Annotated in this window: 18 protein-coding genes; 10 read left to right on the plus strand and 8 right to left on the minus strand. The window is 71.6% G+C overall.

Annotated elements, in window-relative coordinates; all coding sequences use genetic code 11:
• Positions 1 to 705 (plus strand): IS481 family transposase (locus tag AB0J40_RS09790; RefSeq protein WP_364450091.1); only part of this gene is annotated, 705 nt, incomplete at its 5' end.
• On the opposite strand, the gene AB0J40_RS09795 is transcribed toward AB0J40_RS09790, so the two are convergent.
• Positions 702 to 1,457, minus strand: a complete 756-nt coding sequence (locus AB0J40_RS09795) for an SDR family oxidoreductase (RefSeq protein WP_364450094.1) — start codon at positions 1,455 to 1,457, stop codon at positions 702 to 704. The genes AB0J40_RS09790 and AB0J40_RS09795 overlap by 4 nt on opposite strands.
• Before the next feature lie 70 nt (positions 1,458 to 1,527).
• Between AB0J40_RS09795 and AB0J40_RS09800 the strand changes: the two genes are divergently transcribed.
• Entirely contained in the window at positions 1,528 to 2,118 is a 591-nt protein-coding gene (locus tag AB0J40_RS09800) for a TetR/AcrR family transcriptional regulator (protein WP_364450096.1), read from the plus strand.
• Between the two features lie 118 nt (positions 2,119 to 2,236).
• On the plus strand, positions 2,237 to 3,847 hold the full coding sequence (locus tag AB0J40_RS09805) for an L-lactate permease (RefSeq protein WP_364450099.1): 1,611 nt from the start codon (positions 2,237 to 2,239) through the stop codon (positions 3,845 to 3,847).
• Here AB0J40_RS09805 and AB0J40_RS09810 read toward each other — a convergent pair.
• The 5 genes from AB0J40_RS09810 to AB0J40_RS09830 form a co-directional block, all read right to left on the minus strand.
• Positions 3,828 to 4,463, minus strand: a complete 636-nt coding sequence (locus AB0J40_RS09810; RefSeq protein WP_364450102.1) for a nicotinamide mononucleotide transporter family protein — start codon at positions 4,461 to 4,463, stop codon at positions 3,828 to 3,830. The two genes, AB0J40_RS09805 and AB0J40_RS09810, sit on opposite strands and share 20 nt — an antisense overlap.
• Before the next feature lie 54 nt (positions 4,464 to 4,517).
• A complete protein-coding gene (locus tag AB0J40_RS09815) occupies positions 4,518 to 5,231 on the minus strand; it encodes an MOSC N-terminal beta barrel domain-containing protein (protein WP_364450105.1) in 714 nt (237 codons plus the stop codon).
• A gap of 82 nt (positions 5,232 to 5,313) precedes the next feature.
• Complete coding sequence (locus tag AB0J40_RS09820; protein ID WP_364450107.1) at positions 5,314 to 6,087, minus strand: hypothetical protein; 774 nt, start codon at positions 6,085 to 6,087, stop codon at positions 5,314 to 5,316.
• Between the two features lie 216 nt (positions 6,088 to 6,303).
• On the minus strand, positions 6,304 to 7,527 hold the full coding sequence (locus tag AB0J40_RS09825; RefSeq protein ID WP_364450110.1) for an ABC transporter permease: 1,224 nt from the start codon (positions 7,525 to 7,527) through the stop codon (positions 6,304 to 6,306).
• A complete protein-coding gene (locus tag AB0J40_RS09830; protein ID WP_364450113.1) occupies positions 7,524 to 8,429 on the minus strand; it encodes an ATP-binding cassette domain-containing protein in 906 nt (301 codons plus the stop codon). The genes AB0J40_RS09825 and AB0J40_RS09830 overlap by 4 nt, the downstream gene beginning before the upstream one ends.
• A 129-nt stretch (positions 8,430 to 8,558) precedes the next feature.
• On the opposite strand from AB0J40_RS09830, the gene AB0J40_RS09835 reads away from it, so the two are divergent.
• The 6 genes from AB0J40_RS09835 to AB0J40_RS09860 all read left to right on the plus strand — a co-directional run bounded on the left by AB0J40_RS09835 (position 8,559) and on the right by AB0J40_RS09860 (position 13,972).
• Entirely contained in the window at positions 8,559 to 9,773 is a 1,215-nt protein-coding gene (locus AB0J40_RS09835; protein ID WP_364450114.1) for a helix-turn-helix domain-containing protein, read from the plus strand.
• Between the two features lie 73 nt (positions 9,774 to 9,846).
• Positions 9,847 to 10,284, plus strand: a complete 438-nt coding sequence (locus AB0J40_RS09840) for a VOC family protein (protein WP_364450117.1) — start codon at positions 9,847 to 9,849, stop codon at positions 10,282 to 10,284.
• A 185-nt stretch (positions 10,285 to 10,469) separates the two neighbouring features.
• Positions 10,470 to 11,393 (plus strand): ACP S-malonyltransferase, encoded by a 924-nt coding sequence (locus AB0J40_RS09845; RefSeq protein ID WP_364450120.1) that lies wholly within the window; start codon positions 10,470 to 10,472, stop codon positions 11,391 to 11,393.
• The gene (locus AB0J40_RS09850; RefSeq protein ID WP_364450123.1) at positions 11,390 to 12,373 is read left to right on the plus strand and encodes a beta-ketoacyl-ACP synthase III; all 984 of its coding nucleotides are present in this window, start codon (positions 11,390 to 11,392) and stop codon (positions 12,371 to 12,373) included. The genes AB0J40_RS09845 and AB0J40_RS09850 overlap by 4 nt, the downstream gene beginning before the upstream one ends.
• Positions 12,374 to 12,447: 74 nt before the next feature.
• Positions 12,448 to 12,693: an acyl carrier protein gene (locus AB0J40_RS09855; protein ID WP_004559006.1), complete on the plus strand. Its 246-nt coding sequence runs from the start codon at positions 12,448 to 12,450 to the stop codon at positions 12,691 to 12,693.
• Between the two features lie 28 nt (positions 12,694 to 12,721).
• A complete protein-coding gene (locus AB0J40_RS09860; RefSeq protein ID WP_364450126.1) occupies positions 12,722 to 13,972 on the plus strand; it encodes a beta-ketoacyl-[acyl-carrier-protein] synthase family protein in 1,251 nt (416 codons plus the stop codon).
• 48 nt (positions 13,973 to 14,020) lie between these two features.
• Here AB0J40_RS09860 and AB0J40_RS09865 read toward each other — a convergent pair whose 3' ends face one another.
• Together AB0J40_RS09865 and AB0J40_RS09870 are read right to left on the minus strand one after the other, a co-directional pair.
• Entirely contained in the window at positions 14,021 to 14,614 is a 594-nt protein-coding gene (locus tag AB0J40_RS09865) for a hypothetical protein (RefSeq protein ID WP_364450129.1), read from the minus strand.
• A 31-nt stretch (positions 14,615 to 14,645) separates the two neighbouring features.
• On the minus strand, positions 14,646 to 15,149 hold the full coding sequence (locus AB0J40_RS09870; protein ID WP_364450131.1) for a DUF3145 domain-containing protein: 504 nt from the start codon (positions 15,147 to 15,149) through the stop codon (positions 14,646 to 14,648).
• A gap of 272 nt (positions 15,150 to 15,421) precedes the next feature.
• On the opposite strand from AB0J40_RS09870, the gene AB0J40_RS09875 reads away from it, so the two are divergent.
• Entirely contained in the window at positions 15,422 to 17,614 is a 2,193-nt protein-coding gene (locus tag AB0J40_RS09875) for a hypothetical protein (RefSeq protein ID WP_364450133.1), read from the plus strand.
• The last annotated feature ends 3 nt before the right edge of the window (positions 17,615 to 17,617 follow it).

A 17,617-nucleotide genomic window follows, 5' to 3' on the forward strand; every position in this document is an offset into this window, starting at 1 on the left:
GGCCTGCCCGCCTCGACCGTGCACGCGGTGCTGGTGCGTTGCCGGCTCAACCGCTTGTCCCGGATCGACCGGGTCACCGGTGAACCGCTGCGCCGTTACGAACACGACCATCCCGGTTCGCTGATCCACGTCGATGTCACCAAGTTCGGCAACATCCCCGACGGCGGCGGACACCGCTACCTCGGCCGGCAACAAGGAGCCCGCAACAAACGCGCCACCCCTGGGCTGCCCCACGGCGCCGACCGCAATCCACGCACCGGCACCGCGTTCGTCCACACCGTCATCGACGACCACTCCCGCGTCGCCTACGCCGAAATCCACGCCGACGAAACCGCGGTCACCGCCACCGCAGTCCTGCACCGGGCCGTCGCCTGGTTCGCCGCCCGTGGGGTGACCGTCGAACGGGTCCTGTCCGACAACGGCTCCGCCTACCGATCTCATGCCTGGCGCGACACCTGCACCGACCTGGGAATCATCCCGAAACGGACCCGGCCCTACCGGCCGCAAACCAACGGCAAGATCGAACGATTCCACCGCACGTTGGCCGAAGGCTGGGCCTACGCCCGGTTCTACCCGTCCGAGAGCCTGCGCCGGGCGGCGCTACCGGGCTGGCTGCACTTCTACAATCATCATCGACCCCACAGTGCAACCGGCGGCAAGCCGCCGGTCACCCGGCTGACCAACCTCCCCGGACATCACAGTTAGACCTGCGCCTGGCCTCCGTCGACGAAGAATTCGACGCCGTTGACGAAGCTCGCCTCCTCGGAGGCCAGGAACAGCGCCGCAGCCGCGATCTCCGAAGGGTCGCCGAGGCGGCCCAGCGGGACGTCCGCCACGAGGCCGTCGACCAGGCCCTGCTGCTCCTCGGCGGGCACCAGGCCCAGCAGGCCCGGGGTGCGCGTCGGTCCCGGGCTCAGGACGTTGACCCGCGTGCCCGTCCCCTTCAGGTCGACCGCCCAGCTGCGCGCGAAGTTGCGCACCGCGGCTTTCGTCGCCGCGTAGACGCTGAAGGCCGGGCCGACCCGCGTCGACGTCGTCGAGCCGGTGAGGATGATCGACGCGTTCGCGTTCAGCAGCGGCAGCGCCTTCTGCACGGCGAAGAGCACGCCCTTGACGTTGGTGCCGAACGTCGTGTCGAACTGTTCCTCGGTGATCTCGCCGAGCGGGGCGAAGCTGCCGCCGCCGGAGTTGGCCACGACAACGTCCAGGCCGCGGCCGCGGTCGGCGACGGCGCGGTAGACCTCGTCGAGGTCGGCCAGGTTCGCCGAGTCCGCCCGGATCGCGGTCACGCTGCCGCCGATCTCCGCCACAGCGTCGTCGAGCACCTCCTTGCGGCGCCCGGTGATGAAGACGTGCGCCCCTTCGGCCGCGAACCGCTTCGCGATGGCCAGCCCGATGCCGGTACCGCCACCGGTGACGACGGCCGTCTTGTTCTCCAGCTGCACGATGCCCTCCAAGTTCTTGACTATCTCGTCCAGAACGTACGCCGTTCTGGACGAGATAGTCAAGAATGGGTAGCCTGATCCCATGGCGAGACCCCGGAGCTTCGACGAGGCAGCGGTCCTGCGCGCGGCCAGGGACCAGTTCTGGGAACACGGGTACGCCGGCACGAAGGTCGACGACCTCGCCGCCGCGACCGGCCTCGGCAAGGGCAGCCTCTACGGCGCCTTCGGCGACAAGCACGCGCTCTACCTGCGCGTCTACGACTACTACTGCACCGAGTCGACCGACGGCGTGCGGCGCCGGCTCGAAGGCCCCGATGACACCGCGTACCAGCGGCTGCAGGACCACGTGCACGCGATCGCCGAGTCGGTCGTCGCCGACCGGGAGCGCCGCGGCTGCCTGATGGCGAAGGGCGCCGCCGAATGCGCGGAGCACGACGAGGCCGTCGCCACGCGGACCGCGCGGGCGTTCCGCGACCTGCAGGACTACTTGACGGCGTGCATCGCGGGGGCGCAGCGCGCGGGCGACCTCGCCGCGAGCGAGGACCCGGCGCGGCTCGCCGGCCTGGTGCTGGCCGTCCTGCGCGGGCTCGAAGCACTGGGCAAGGGCGGCGTCGAGCCGGCCGGGATCCGGGCGATCGCCGAGACCGCCCTCGCCGTGCTGCCGAAGCCGTGAAGTGCTGACCCGTTGGGCCAACCGGACTCAAGTTCTTGACGGACCGACCGGTTTGTGACGAAGATCTCGGGCACCCGCCGAAAGGCCGTTTTCGCATCGTGGAAAACGGAGGTCGCCCGTGTTCGTGCAGGATCTCACTCCCCTCGGTTCGCTCGGCCTGTCGGCGCTCGTCGCCGTGCTGCCGCTCGCCACCGTCCTCGTGCTCCTCGGCGCCGTCCGGATGCGGGCGCACCACGCCGCCCTGATCGGGCTGCTCGTCGCGCTCGTCGTCGGGATCGCCGCCTACGGCATGCCGGTCGTCCAGGCCGTCTCCGGCGCGCTGCAGGGCGCCGCGTTCGGGCTGTGGCCGATCATGTGGATCGTCGTCAACGCGCTGTGGATCTACCGGCTCACCGTGCGGACCGGCCACTTCGACGTCCTGCGCCGCTCGTTCGGCCGGATCTCCGACGACCCGCGGATCCAGGCGCTGATCATCGCCTTCTGCTTCGGCGCCCTCATGGAAGCGCTGGCCGGTTTCGGGGCGCCGGTCGCGATCAGCGCCGTCATGCTGGTCGCCGTCGGCTTCCACCCGGTGAAGGCCGCCGTCGTCGCGCTCGTCGCGAACACCGCGCCGGTCGCGTTCGGCGCGATGGGCACGCCCGTCGTCACCCTGGCCCAGGTCACCGGCCTGCCGCTGCAGGAGGTCTCCTCGATCGTCGGCCGCCAGACGCCGCTGCTCGCGCTGGTCGTCCCGCTGCTGCTGGTGATCATCGTCGACGGCAAGCGCGGCCTGAAGAACACCTGGCTGCCCGCGCTGGTCTGCGGGGTCGCGTTCGGGCTCGTGCAGTTCCTCGCGTCCAACTACGTGGCGCCGCAGCTGGCCGACATCGGGGCCGCGCTGGCCGGCGCCGCCGCGCTGGTCGCCCTCCCCCAGACCCGCCGCGCGGTGCCCGAGGCCGTCCGGATCGGCATGGGCGGGACGGCGACCGGGGAGGCGCCGCCGGAGGACTCCCGCAACGACGTCGTGAAGGCGTACCTGCCCTACGCGCTGATCATCGTGATCTTCTCCATCGCCGTCCTGCCGCCGGTCAAGAAGCTGCTGGACAAGGCGACCTGGAAGTTCCACTGGCCGGGCCTGAACGTCGCCGGCCCGAACGGGAAACCGGTGTCCGGCAACACGTTCTCGCTGCCGTTCCTCAACACCGGCGGCACGCTCGTGCTGCTGGCCGGCCTCGTCACGGCCGCGATCCTGGCCGTCTCGGCGAGCGGCACCGCGCAGGAGTGGCTGGCCACGGTCAAGGAGCTGCGGTTCGCGATCCTCACCGTCACCGGCGTGCTCGCGCTGGCCTACGTGATGAACCTGTCCGGCCAGACGACGACGATCGGCACGTTCATCGCCGCCGCCGGCGCGGGCCTGGCGTTCCTGTCGCCGGTGCTGGGCTGGTTCGGCGTCGCCGTCTCGGGCTCGGACACCTCGGCGAACGCGCTCTTCGGCGCGCTGCAGGTGACGGCGGCGAACAAGACGGGCCTGGCCGCGGACCTGCTGGCCGCGGCCAACAGCTCCGGCGGCGTCCTCGGCAAGATGGTCTCCCCGCAGAACCTCACGATCGCCTGCGTGGCGGCGAACCTGCCCGGTGAGGAGGGCAAGCTGCTGCGGAAGGTGCTGCCGTGGAGCGTGGGGCTGCTGCTGGTGATGTGCCTGATCGTGCTCGGGCAGAGCACGGCGGTGCTCAGCTGGATGCTGCCATGACCTGACGTCCGGCGACGCGCTTGGCCGAGCGGTTCCAGCTCCACCAGCCGTGGACGACGAGCCCGGCGAAGACGATGTAGATCGCGGCCGAGAAGTACAGCCCGGACGAGATCTGCAGCGGCACGCCGATCGCGTCGACGACCAGCCAGACCAGCCAGAACTCCACCAGCCCGGCGCCCTGCGCCCCGAAGGCGACGAGGGTGCCGACGAAGATGGCGGCGTCCGGCCAGGGCGCCCAAGAGGCGTTCAGCGCGTCGAGGACCAGGGCCATCACGGTGGTGCCGGCGACGAAGGCGCCCAGCATGGCCAGCCGTTCGGCGAGCCGGCCCTGCCGGACGACGACGCCGAAGACCGGGTCCTGGCGGCGGGTCCAGGCCCACCAGCCGTAGACGGAGATGGCGAGGATGGCGACCTGGCGGGCGGCGAGCCCGCCGAGGTGCGCGGAGGCGTAGACGGCGAAGAGCAGCACGGTGGCCCCGACCTGCACGGGCCACGTCCACAGGGTGCGACGCTGCGCGAGGAACACGACGGCGAGCGCGAACACCTGCCCGGCGAGCTCCGCGATCGAGATCCACTGACCGAGCACCGTGATTCCGTGGTGCAGCAGGAAATCCACGTGACGCCCCTTTCGTCCTACCGCATCAAACATGCTCCGGAGGGGGTGAATTCCCTAGAGACTGTGAGCCGCGGAACATCCCACCTCGTGGACGTCGCCGAGGTGGAGCGTCCCGCCGTGGACCACGCGGGTCTGGACGCCGAACGTCAGATCGTTCGCGTCGGAGATCGTCTTCAGCAACCCGGGCGCGGCCGGTAACCCGTCGGCCGGCAGGCCGACCATCACACAGCGGACCGCCTTGCGGAGGACCTCCAGTTCGACCTCGCCGATCCGGATCCGCTCCCCCACCCACGCGTCTTCGGCGAGCTCCGGCGCCGGGCCGGTGTCGAGCAGGACGTTGGCGCGGAACCGCCGCTCGTCGAGCGCGACGCCGGGCGCGCGCTCGGCCAGCCACGCCAGTGACGACGTCGTGACCAGGTGCAGCGGTGCCTCGTCGTGGTGCGGGACGTCGGCTTCCTTCGCGAGCTCGACGCCCGGGAGGCCCAGGACCTCGGCGATTTCCGTCGTGATTTCGCTGCCCCGGAGCACGCGCCCGTCCGGGAAGGTCACCACCGGGACGTCGCCGTCGTACCGCGCGGCGAACGCGTGCAGGCCGGGCATCCGCCGGAACCGGCGGGAGTCCTTGCCGCTGCCCAGCTTGCCGTCGGCATCCCGCACGGCGTAGAGGCGGTCGCCGTCGAGACCGCGCTCGCCGACGGCCGCCTCGGTCAGCCGTTCCCCCGCCATCGACTTCACCGGATAGCGCCAGAGCGCCGCCACGACCCCCATCACCCCAGCGTAAGCCGTGAACGGCCCTCTAGGGACCGTTCACGGCTTGCGGAGGCCGGCGGCCTTCCTCGTTCCGCCGGGCTCAGACCTGGGGACGCGGGGTGCCCGCCGGCGGGGTCGGCGTGTTGTCCGCGCCGACCGTCGCGCGCGGCGGCGCGCTCGTGCCCATTTCGCCGCTGCGCTGCTTCGGCGTCTCCATCTGGTGCTCCATGTTCGCGATCCAGCCGCGCCAGCGGTCCTGCGCCGGCTTGATCAGGCCACCGCCGAAGCCCACCACGATCACGCCGCCGATCGTCGCCAGCACCGCGATCAGCACCGGGCCGGTGATCATCGTCGCGACGTTGATCTGGCCGAGCGCCGCGATGATGCCGAACGCCATGATCAGCCAGTAGGCGCCCAGCGCCAGCGGGCGGGCGGCCGGGCGGCCGGACATCGCGGACGAAACGACGTCACGCACGACCTTCGCGATCGCCGCGGCGACCACCACGAGCACCAGCGCCACCACGATCCGCGGCAGGAACGCGATGATGTCGTTGAGCAGCTGGCTCACCGGGTTCGTCGGCCCGAAGACACCGAACGCCAGCTGCAGCGCGATCAGCAGGACGAAGTAGTAGACCAGCTTCACGAGGATCCCGGTCGCGTCGATCTTCTGCTGGCCGACCTTTCCGCTCAGCCCGGTTTTCTCTACCAGTTTGCCGAACCCGACTTTCGCGAGGACCAGCCCCAGCGCTTTCGAGACGGCTTTCGCGATCAGCCAGCCGATCAGCAGGATGATCAGGAAACCCACGAGTTTCGGGACGAACGTGGCCACCATGTTCCACGCCTGCCCGAGCCCGTCCTTCAGTTGCTCGCCCATACCGACTCCCTCCACGGATTTGCACCGGATCGTCGATCAAGTACCCAGGGGCGGCAACTCGTGCGCCCCACGATCGAGTGAGACGACTGGCGCGCGAAGATCACCCGTGGCCATACTGGTTTCACCGGTGGGGACCGGGGAGACGAGGCCGTCCGGCGCAGCGAAAACCGCGAGCGCCGGGCGGCCTCGAGCATTTACCCGGGGCGTACGAAATCCTCAGGCCGCGCGCAGGGCGTCGCGCAGTTTCACCTTCGCGCCGGTGCGCATCACCGCATTCCGGTAGATCCGCGCGGCCAGCCAGATCAACCCCGGAATCATCAGCACCACCAGCAACACCGACAACGCGGCCTCCCACACCGGAACCCCGCCCATCGCCAGCCGGATCGGCATCAGCGTCGGCGCGAACACCGGAATCACGGAAAGCACCTCGACGAACGTGCTGCCCGGGTTCGACGGCAGCACCGAAATACCGATCACGTACCCGGCGATCACGAACATCAGCGCCGGCATCGTCGCGCCGCCGACGTCTTCCTGCCGCGAAACCAGCGCGCCCAGCGCGGCGAACACGATCGAGTACATGAAGAACCCGAGCAGGTACCAGACGATCAGCCACACGACGGTCCCGACCGCCGAGGACAGCGACAGGTCCGGCAACGCCCCGGTCGCCGTCACCGTGACCAGGCCGCCCACGCCGATCACGAGCATCTGGATCAGCCCCACCACGCCGATGCCGAGCACCTTCCCGGCCATCAGCTGCCACGGCTTGATCGTCGACAGCAGCAGCTCCACGACCCGGGAGGTCTTCTCCTCGACGACGCCCTGCGCGACGCTCTGGCCGTTGATCATCAGCGAGAGGTAGATGAGGATGCCCGCGGCGATGCCCAGCCCGAGCTGCGCGCCGTTGTAGGGGTACGGCTCCTCCAGCGGCGGGTCCTCGACGAACTTCGCGCTCGCGACGGCGCTCTGGAACTGCGCCGGGTTCCCGCCGAGCGCGGTGATCTGCTGGTCGAGCGCGACCTGGCGGGCCACCAGCTGCAGGACGTTCGCGAGCTTGCCGTCGAGGTCCTTCTTCACCTGGACGTGCACGCTCTTGCCGTCGCCGGTGAGCAGCGCGTCGAGCGAACCGTCGGCCAGCTTCGCGCGCCCGGCCGCCTCGTCGGCGACCTGCGAGGTCTCGATGTTCTCGCCGACGGCCTGCCCGGACGCCTTCAACGGCGCCGAGAACCCGGCCGTGGCCGCGGTGAAGCCGACCTTCGCGTCGGCACCGCTGCCGCCGGAGAGCAGCTTGAGCAGCACGATGCCGACCACGATCAGCAGCAGCATGACGACCGTGGCGACGCGGAACGCCTTCGACCTGACGCGAGTGGTGATCTCGCGGGAGGCGACCAGCCCCACCGCGGAAAGCGGGCTCATCCGGACGTCCGGGACCGGGGTGCTCATGCGGGGACCTCCTCGGTCACGACGGAACGGAACAGCTCGGTCAGCGAAGGCTGCTCACGCGCGAACTCGCGCACCGGCCCGGTGGCCAGCGCGGCCTTGAGCACCGCCTGGTCGTCGGCGCCGTCGCCCAGCTCGAGCTCGGTCACCGGGCCCGTCCGGCCGAGCACCTTGACCCCGGCCAGGCCGTCGGTCCAGCCGTCGGCGGCCTCGGGCGCGTCGACGCGCAGCCGCACCGCGCCACCGGTCCGCAGCTCGTCCACCGTCCCCTTGGCGACCATCTGTCCACTCCGGACGATCCCGACCCGGTCGCACAGCCGCTCCACGAGGTCGAGCTGGTGGCTGGAGAACACGACCGGCACGCCCTCGGCGGCCTTTTCCTTGAGCACCTGGCTCATCACGTCCACCGCGACCGGGTCGAGGCCGGAGAACGGCTCGTCGAGCACCAGGATCCGCGGCTCGTGCACCAGCGCCGCGGCCAGCTGGACGCGCTGCTGGTTGCCCAGCGACAGCTTCTGCACCTCGTCGTCGCGGCGGCCGGCCACGCCGAGCCGTTCGGTCCACTTCTCCGCCGACTTCCGCGCGTCGGCGGTGGGCATGCCGTGCAGCCGCGCGAGGTAGGTCAGCTGCTCGGCGACCTTCATCCGCGGGTAGAGGCCGCGTTCTTCGGGCATGTAGCCGATGTGGCGGCGGGTTTCGTGCGTCACCGGCTCGCCGTCGTAGCGGACTTCGCCGCCGTCGGCGGACAGCACGCCGAGCGCGATGCGCATGGTCGTGGTCTTTCCGGCGCCGTTGCTCCCGACGAAGCCGAACAGCTCGCCGGGCCGGACGTCGAACGTCATTTCCCGCAACGCGACCACGTCGCCGTAGCGTTTGGAGACCCTGTCGATCTCTAAACCGGTCATTCCGGTTCCCCCGTTCGTCCCTGATTTCCCCCGCCCGCGATCCTAGGCAGTGCGTACACGCACCGCCTACCACCGGGCGTTGCCACCAGCGGCTACGAAAGTTGCGGAGCACGTAGGATCGCGTCCGCCATGGATGGAACCACCGCCCCGCGCCGGGTGCCGAAGCACCACGGGCTCTCCGCGAAGACGCTTCGGCGGCTGGAGCACGCGTCCGGCAGCCTGGCGAGCGCGAGCGTCGCGGTGATGGAGCGGCGGCTGACGTGGTTCGGCCGGCTGCCCGCGGACCAGCGCGCGAGCGTGCTGCTGATCACCCAGGCCGGCGCCGCGGGCTTCGTCGACTGGCTGCGGGACTCGAAGGGCGCCCTGCAGCTGACGACCGAGGCCTTCCGCGACGCGCCGGCCGAGCTGTCGCGGTGGGTCAGCCTGCGCCAGGCGGTCGCCATGGTGCGCCTGGCCATCGAGGTGTTCGAGGAGCAGCTGCCCGAGTTCGCGGCGAACGAGGCCGAACGCGCGGCGCTGATCGAGGGAATCCTGCGCTACGGCCGGGAAATCGCGTTCGCGGCGGCCAACTCCTACGCGGCGGCGGCGGAAGCGCGCGGCGCGTGGGACGCCCGGCTCGAGGCACTGGTCGTCGACGGGATCGTCCGCGGCGACGCCGAGGAGTCCGTGCTCTCGCGCGCGACGGCGCTGGGCTGGGAGCCGTCGGCGAACGCGACGGTCCTGGTGGGCAACCCGCCGTCGGAGGACCCGCCGACGGTGGTGTTCGAGGTCCGCAGCCGCGCGGCCCGCGTCGGCCGCCCGGTGCTGCTGTCGGTCCAGGGGTCCCGGCTGGTGGTCGTGGTCGGCGGCCCGACCGACGGCGGTACGAAGGAACGCGAGATCCTCGCCCGGATGTCGGTGGCGTTCGCCGACGGCCCGGTGGTGGCGGGCCCGACCGTGCCGACGCTGGCCGAAGCGCACCACAGCGCGATCGAGGCGCTGTCGGGGCTGCGCGCGGTGGTCGGCTGGCCGGGCGCGCCCCGGCCGGTCCGGTCGGCGGACCTGCTGCCGGAGCGGGCGCTGTCCGGCGACGCGGAGGCGGAGCGCCTGCTGGTGGACACGATCGCGCGGCCGCTGGAGGAGGCAGGCCCGACGCTGCAGCGCACGGTCGAGGCGTACCTCGAGAGCGGCGGGGTGCTGGAGACGTGCGCGAAGACGCTGTTCGTCCACCCGAACACGGTCCGCTACCGGCTGCGGAAGGCGGCGGACCTGACGGGCTGCCAGGCCACGGACCCGCGGGACGCGCTGGTGCTGCGGATCGCGCTCACCGTCGGGCGGCTGGCGAGGGCCCGCGGAATCTGGTGACCCGGGGCTGTCGAGAACGCGGCACCGGCTCCGTCCCCGGCGCGAAAGCAACCACGCGACCCGGGAGTGAATCATGACGATCCAGCGGATGGACAACGTCGGCATCGTGGTCGACGACCTGGCGGCCGTCGTCGCCTTCTTCGTCGAACTCGGCCTCGAACCGGAGGGCGAGGCCACGGTCGGCGGACCGGACGTGGACCGCCTCGTCGCGCTCGAGGGTGTCCGGTGCGACCTGGCCGTGGTGCGCACCCCGGACGGCCACGGCCGGCTCGAGCTGATGAAGTTCCACAGCCCGGCTGCGCCCGCCGCCGGGCCGGCCGAACCGGTCAACGCCTTCGGGATGCGGCGGATCATGTTCGCCGTCGACGACCTCGACGACGTCCTCGCCCGGCTGCGCCCGCACGGTGCGGAGCTCCTGGGCGAACTGGTCGAGTACGACGGCAGCCACCGGCTCGCCTACGTCCGCGGGCCCGAGGGCCTCGTCGTCGCGCTCGCCGAAAAGCTGGGCTGACCGGCCTTCCCGAGACGGGCGTCACGTGATGGACTTAACAGCGAAAGGTGATTGAACCCGACAAGGCATCCGGGTTACGCGCGAGCTTCTGCGGCGCGTCTTTGGAGGTTTCCGACAAAGACGCCGGGCAGACACTGTGAGCGTCGGCATCCCGGGAAACCCCCTTTCCCGTGTTGTCTTGAAGGGTGACAGCAGCAGTCCTCGCTCCCGGTCAGGGGTCCCAGGCCCCCGGTATGTTCACGCCCTGGCTCGACCTCGACGGCGCGCGCGAGCGCGTCGCGCGCTGGTCCGAGCGCGCGGGCCTCGACCTGCTCCGCCTCGGCACCGAGGCGGACGCCGACGAGATCCAGGACACCGCCGTCGCGCAGCCGCTGATCGTCGCGCTGTCGCTGCTCACCTTCGAGCACCTCCAGGCCACCGCGCCGGTCCCCGCGGACGCGCCGGTCGCCGGGCACTCCGTCGGCGAGCTCGCCGCGGCCGCGATCGCCGGGGTGCTGAAGCCCGAAGACGCCGTCGCGCTGGCCGCCGTCCGGGGCGCCGAGATGGCGAAGGCGTGCGCGCTGGAACCGACGTCGATGGCCGCGGTCATGCTCGGGGACCCCGAGCAGGTCGTCGCGTGGCTGGAAGAGCACGGCCTGACCGCGGCGAACCGCAACGGAGCGGGGCAGATCGTCGCCTCCGGTGCCGCCGACGCCATCGCGAAGATCGTCGCCGAGCCCCTGGAAGGCACGAAGGTCCGCGCCCTCAAGGTCGCCGGCGCGTTCCACACGCAGTACATGGCTCCCGCGGAAGAGGCGCTGCGCGCCCACGCCGCCGAGCTGACCCCGGCCGACCCGACGCGCCCGCTGCTGTCGAACGCCGACGGCGCGGTCGTCACCAGCGGCGCCGAGTACCTCGACCGCCTGGTCGCGCAGGTAACCCGGTCGGTCCGCTGGGACCTGACGATGGACGGCCTGGTGTCCCTCGGCGTCACCCGCACCGTCGAACTCGCGCCCGCGGGCACGCTGACCGGCCTGGTCAAGCGCCAGCTCAAGGGCGTCGTCACCACTACCACCGCGCTGAAGACGCCGGCCGAGCTGGCCGCGCTGCGCCAGGAGGACGCCTCGTGACCGACCGACCCACTCTGAGCCTCAACGCCGGCTCCCGCGGCAGCCGCGTGCTGGGCATCGGCAGCGCGCAGCCGGACAAGATCGTCACCAACGACGACCTGTCGCAGATCATGGACACCAACGACCAGTGGATCCGTGACCGCGTCGGCATCATCGAGCGCCGGTTCGCCGAGAAGGACGAGTCCCTCACCGACTTCGCCGTCGCCGCCGGCACCGCCGCGCTCGCCGACGCCGGGGTCGACCCGTCCGAAGTGGACACGGTGATCCTGCCGAACTGCACCATGCCGACGCTGATCCCGAACGCCGCCGCCCAGGTCGCGGCACGGATCGGCATCCCCAGCCCCGGCGCGTTCGACCTCAACGCCGCGTGCGCCGGGTTCTGCTACGGCCTCGGCGTCGCCTCCGACCTCATCCGGGCGGGCTCGGCGAAGAAGGTCCTGGTCATCGGCGCGGAGAAGCTCACCGACTCGGTCGACCCGGTCGACCGCGCCAACGCGATCATCTTCGCCGACGGCGCGGGCGCCGCGGTCGTCGGCGCGTCCGACGAACCGGGCATCGGGCCGGTCACCTGGGGCAGCGCGGGCGACCTGGTCGACCTGATCTACATGCGCGACGACAAGTACATCTACCAGGAGGGCCAGTCGGTCTTCCGGTGGGCGACCACGAAGATCGCGCCGATCGCGATGCGGGCGCTGGAGGCCGCCGGGCTCAAGCCGTCCGATGTGGACGTGCTGATCCCGCACCAGGCGAACCTGCGCATCGTCGAGGCGATCGCGAAGAAGCTGCGGGCCAACGGCGCCCGCGAGGACATGGTCGTCGCCGACGACATCAAGTACTCCGGCAACACCTCGTCGGCGTCCATCCCCCTCGCGCTGGACCACATGCGCAAGGCCGGGACGGCGAAGCCGGGCGACGTGGTGCTGGCGGTCGGGTTCGGCGCGGGCCTGTCCTACGCCGGGCAGGCGTTCGTCTGCCCCTGATCACCGTTACGCTCCCCGCGGGCATTCGCCCGAGGGCAACAGACCCCCAGAAAGACCGAGAAGGGAACAACCCCATGGCTGACAACGCTGAGATCCTCGCCGGCCTCGCCGAGATCGTCGAAGAGGTGGCCGGTGTGGCTCAGGACGACGTCACCGCCGAGAAGTCGTTCGTGGACGACCTGGACATCGACTCGCTGTCGATGGTCGAGATCGCCGTGCAGGCCGAGGACAAGTTCGGCGTCAAGATCCCGGACGACGAGCTCGCCAACCTCAAGACCGTGGGCGACGCGGTGAACTACGTGTCGGCCAACTCGAAGTAAGTCCTCTTCCCTCCTTGAGGAGACTCCCATGAGCAACATCGACGTCGTGATCACCGGTCTCGGCGCCACCACACCGCTCGGCGGGGACGTGCAGTCCACCTGGGACGGTCTGCTGGCCGGGCGGAGCGGTGTCCGGACGATCGAGGCCGACTGGGTCGAGGAGCTGCAGCTGCCGGTCAAGATCGGCGGCCAGCTGGCCGTCGACCCGGCCGAGGTCCTGCCGCGGGTCCAGGCCCGCCGGCTGGACCGCTGCGAGCAGGTCGCGCTGATCGCCGCCCGCCAGGCGTGGGCCGACGCCGGGTACACCGAGCCGACCGACGAGCACACCGACGTGGACCCCGACCGCCTCGGCGTGTCGATCGGCACCGGCATCGGCGGCCCGGTCACCCTGCTCACCCAGAACGACCTGTTGCACCAGCAGGGTCTCCGCAAGGTGTCGCCGCTGACCGTGCCGATGCTGATGCCGAACGGCCCGGCCGCGCACGTCGGCATCGACCTGAAGGCGCGGGCCGGGGTGCACTCCCCGGCCTCGGCCTGCGCTTCCGGTGCCGAGGGCATCGCGAGCGGGGTGGAGATGATCCGCTCCGGCCGCGCCGACGTCGTGATCGCGGGGGGCGCCGAAGCGTGCATCCACCCGATCACGCTGGCCGGGTTCGCCCAGGCCCGCACGGTGTCCACGCGCAACGACGACCCGGCAAGCGCGTCGCGGCCGTTCGACGCGAGCCGCGACGGCTTCGTCCTCGGCGAGGGCGCCGGCGTGGTCATCCTCGAGCGCGCGGACCAGGCGAAGGCCCGCGGGGCGCGTATCTACGCGACGCTCGCCGGGCACGGCATCACCTCCGACGCCTACCACATCACGGGCAACCACCCGGAGGGCATCGGCCAGATCGCCGCGATGCGCGCGGCCATGAAGATGGCCGGCGTGACCCCGGCGGACGTCGGGCACGTGAACGCCCACGCGACGTCCACTGTGGTCGGTGACATCGGCGAGGCGGCGGCGATCCGCAACGCGATCGGGGAACACCCGGTCGTGACGGCGCCGAAGGGCTCGCTGGGCCACCTCGTCGGCGGGGCCGGCGCGGTCGAGGGGATCATCACGATCCTCGCGCTCTACAACGGCATCGTGCCGGCGACGCTGAACCTGACCGACCTGGACCCGCGGGTGCAGCTGGACGTCGTGTCGGGCGAGGCGCGCAAGGTGGAGCTGACCGCGGCGATCAGCAACTCGTTCGGCTTCGGCGGGCACAACACCGCGCTGCTGTTCACCCCGGCGGCCTGAGCGTTCACCGTCGAAAAAAGGGGCCCGGCTTCGGCCGGGCCCCTTTTTTCAGCATTTTTCGTGCTCGGGCCCCGGCCCCGGGTCGACGGTGTCGATCTTGAGCGCCCCCCGCTCGGCGATGACCGGCAGGACCAGCCGCCATTTGATGCAGTCCTCCTGGAGGTCCTTCGGGCCGTCCTGGGGACTCTGCCTGCTCGTAAAACCCACCAGGACCCGCAGCGACGCGTTGGCGCCGCGTTCGATCCGGTAGACCAGGGCGTCGGTGTCCGTTGTGGACTTGACGCCGGCCTTCCATTCGCCGGCCGACTGCTGCGCGGCCCGTTTGCCGCTGACGGCCTGCAGCCACAGCGAGTACTGCTTGTCGTTGATGGCTTGGAAGTACGTCTCGAGCAGCCTGCGCACGGCGTCGGCCTGCGGGTGGTTCTTCGCGTCGTCGGTCATCCGGACGGCGCCCGGCGCGGCCGTGGCGCCGCTGCTGGCCGGCGACGGCGTGGCCGAGGCGGCGGTGGATTCGCCGGCGGGCTGGTCGGGCCGGCGGTAGAGCTCGCGGGCGAGCAGGCCGGCGCCGACGGTCACGGAGAGCACCACGACCACGACGGGCACCAGCCAGCGCTGGCGGGAGCTGGGGGCGGGGCTGGTCACGCCGACGAGCGTACCGGCCCCCGTCCCGCCGCTAACCGACCTGGTGCAGCCAGGTCACCGGGGCGCCGTCGCCGGCGTGGCGGTAGGGCTCGAGCGCCTCGTCCCAGCTAGCCGCGAGGAGCTCGTCGAGCTTGTGCGCGAGGGTCTCACCCCCGCGGGTCATGGCGACGAGGGCGCGCAGCTGGTCTTCGCCCACCACGATGTCGCCGTTGGCGCTCGTCCGCCCGTGCCACAGGCCGAGGCCGGGCGCGAAGCAGAACCGTTCGCCGTCGACGCCCGCGCTGGGCTCTTCGGTCACCTCGAACCGAATCATCGGCCACGCCTTGAGCGCCGCCGCCAGTTTGGCACCGGTGCCCGCGGGCGCGCGCCAGCCGCACTCGGCGCGAAGCTGACCCGGACTGGCCGGCTGCGCCGTCCACTTCAGGTCAACGCGGGCACCCAGGGTGCCCGAAATGGCCCACTCGACGTGCGGACACACCGCAGACGGCGACGAGTGGACGTACACCACACCTCGGGTGCTGCCACGGGTGCTCACTGCTACCTCCGCTTGTTGCTCGACGAGGGACGTCTTCCCCTACGCCCTACTTCGAGCTGCAGCGCGGCCTCAGTGCGGCTCCCGAATGCCGCCTCCGATGCGTTGTAGCACATTCTGCACCCCAACCGTGCTGTTTGGCCACATGAACACCACAAGTCACCCGGGGCACCACTTTCGGAGGGCACCCGGCCGCGTCGTCCCCGTGTCGCGCCGGGGATTCGGCCGGGCGCGCTAGCGTGATGACCCGGAACGACGAGCAGGGAGGGGTTTCGGTGCGACTGGTGCGCCTGGAGCGGCAGCAGTCCCGGGTGGCCGACGACGTCCGGGCGGCGCTGGCGTCCCTCGGTCGTGGAAGCACCGTGATCGGCGGGATCGCGCTGGTGGGCGTCGGCTCGGTGACCGAGCGCCCGATCGAGGCGGTGGTCCTGCTCCCCCACGGGGTGATCATCGTGATCGGCGTGGACCTCCCGGACCCGGCCCTCCGGCTGGAGGCACCGCTCGGAGCCCCGTGGAAGGCGGACGGCTGGCCCCTGGTCGCCGACGACGACGCGATCAACCCGGCCACCGAGGCGTTGGACATCTCCCAGGCGTGCGAGCAGCGGATCGCTTCGCTGGTCCCGGGAACGGGCCCGGTGGGGACGATCGTCGCGGTAGGACCGTACGTGGAGACGGTCGACCAGCCGGCCACGGACCTGGCGGGCCCGGTCCGGGTACTGCACCCGACGCCGACGACGATGCTGGCGGCAACGGTTTCCTTGGCGACGGCCCACCGGCCCCGTTCGGTGGACCAGGTGCGGGCGCTGATCCGGGGACTGGCCCCGGAGGCGCCGGAGTTTTCGGACGAGGTGCTGCTGGGCGAGGGATTCAGCAGGTTCACGGACGATTCGCCACCGGAGTCCCTTTGGGACAGTGGCCCGGCGGTCCCCACCCAGGCGGCCGCGGCGGTGGTGACGGGAGCGGCACCGGTGGCCACGGCTGCGGCTGCGGCTGCGGCCGACGCGGCGGGCTCGGCTGCGGCTGCGGCCGACACGGCGGGCTCGGCTGCGGCTGCGGCTGCGGCTGCGGCCGACACGGCGGGCTCGGCTGCGGCGAGTGCCAGCCCGGCCTCGTGTTCGGGTTCGGGTTCGGGTTCGGGTTCGGGTTCGGGTTCGGGTTCGGCAGCTGACCCATCGGCCCCTTCGACTTCAAGCTCGGCGGAGCCGACTTCCCTGGCCGAAGAGCCGCCGTCGGCGGCCGCCGACGAGCCGGCTGCCCCGGTCGAAGAGCCGGTTACCGCGGCACCCGCCGAGCCGACCTCATCCACCGCGGGCTCGACCGAGCCGACCTCACCTGCCGAAGAGTCTGCCGCCGCAACCCCTGCCGAATCGACTTCCTCCACTGCGGATTCGACCGAACCAAGCTCCCCCGCCGAAGCTTCCCCCCGGCTCGAGGACTCCGAGCGCACCGAAAAGCTTCCGTCGCCGGCAGACCCCGAGCGCACCGAGAAACTCTCCGCGCCGGCGACCCCGGCTCTCCCGTTGTTCCCCGGCGCTGCCATGCCCTCGCGGCCGGCTGATTCCGCCCAACGGGGTGCTCTCGCCGCGGACACCGAGCGAACCGAGAACCTCACAACCACAACCGGGGCAACCGCGCCCAACCTCACCGAGCCGCCGCGAACCACCGCGACCGAGCCGAACCAGCCCAACCACACCGAGCCGCCGCGGCCCACACCACTGGCCTCACAGCCCAACCCGTCGGCCGCACACCCCACCCCGTCGGCGGCGCAGCCGACCCCACAAACCACCCGACCACAGCCCCCAGCGGACTCACCACCCCCCTTCCCCACCCCGCGCCCGACACCCCGCGAAACCACCCCCGCCTCGAAGACCGTCCGCTGGATCCCCCTGGCCGCGATCGCGCTCCTCGTCGCACTGGTCGTCGCCGCCCTTGCCGTCGCCACCTCGGGTGATGACACCGCCTCGGCGCCGACCGGGCCGCCCACCCCCGCGACCCAGCCGCCACCGCCGCCGTCGTCCAGTGCCCCTCCCGTGCGGAGCCTGCAGTTCTCCCTGCGTGCCGCCGATCATGACCAGCGCTGTGCCTCGCACGCCTTCGGCGACGCCCAGGCCAGCCTGCAGCAGACCAGCTGCTCCGGCGTCCGGCGCGCGTCCTACGCCGCCGTTGTCGATGGGCGGGCCGCCGCCGTCACCATCGGGATCGTCGAGTTTCCCGATGCCGCACAGGCCGCCGCCTTCAAGGCCGTTGCCGACACCCCCGGCGGGGGCGGCGTGCTCGATCTCGCCACCGAGACCGGCAAGTGGGGCGCCACCCCCGTGCCCCGCTTCGAGAACGCCGCCTACGCCTCCAAGGCCGACGGCACGTCCGTGCGGCTCGTGCAGGCCGTCTGGGTGCCGGGACCGTCCACTTCGGACGATCCCGGCCTCACCCGGGCCGTGCAGGCCGCGCTCGACCTGCCCGCCCAGTGACCC

Source organism: Amycolatopsis sp. NPDC049691 (assembly GCF_040675005.1).
In the GTDB taxonomy this organism is placed as follows: Bacteria; Actinomycetota; Actinomycetes; order Mycobacteriales; family Pseudonocardiaceae; genus Amycolatopsis.

Bases quoted from the DNA above. Each gene is read 5' to 3' on its own strand.
- AB0J40_RS09825 (WP_364450110.1), bottom strand. From the start codon at position 7,527: ATGAGCACCCCGGTCCCGGACGTCCGGATGAGCCCGCTTTCCGCGGTG.
- AB0J40_RS09860 (WP_364450126.1), top strand. From the start codon at position 12,722: ATGAGCAACATCGACGTCGTGATCACCGGTCTCGGCGCCACCACACCG.
- AB0J40_RS09835 (WP_364450114.1), top strand. From the start codon at position 8,559: ATGGATGGAACCACCGCCCCGCGCCGGGTGCCGAAGCACCACGGGCTC.
- AB0J40_RS09855 (WP_004559006.1), top strand. From the start codon at position 12,448: ATGGCTGACAACGCTGAGATCCTCGCCGGCCTCGCCGAGATCGTCGAA.
- AB0J40_RS09840 (WP_364450117.1), top strand. From the start codon at position 9,847: ATGACGATCCAGCGGATGGACAACGTCGGCATCGTGGTCGACGACCTG.
- AB0J40_RS09815 (WP_364450105.1), bottom strand. From the start codon at position 5,231: ATGGGGGTCGTGGCGGCGCTCTGGCGCTATCCGGTGAAGTCGATGGCG.
- AB0J40_RS09830 (WP_364450113.1), bottom strand. From the start codon at position 8,429: ATGACCGGTTTAGAGATCGACAGGGTCTCCAAACGCTACGGCGACGTG.
- AB0J40_RS09820 (WP_364450107.1), bottom strand. From the start codon at position 6,087: ATGGGCGAGCAACTGAAGGACGGGCTCGGGCAGGCGTGGAACATGGTG.
- AB0J40_RS09800 (WP_364450096.1), top strand. From the start codon at position 1,528: ATGGCGAGACCCCGGAGCTTCGACGAGGCAGCGGTCCTGCGCGCGGCC.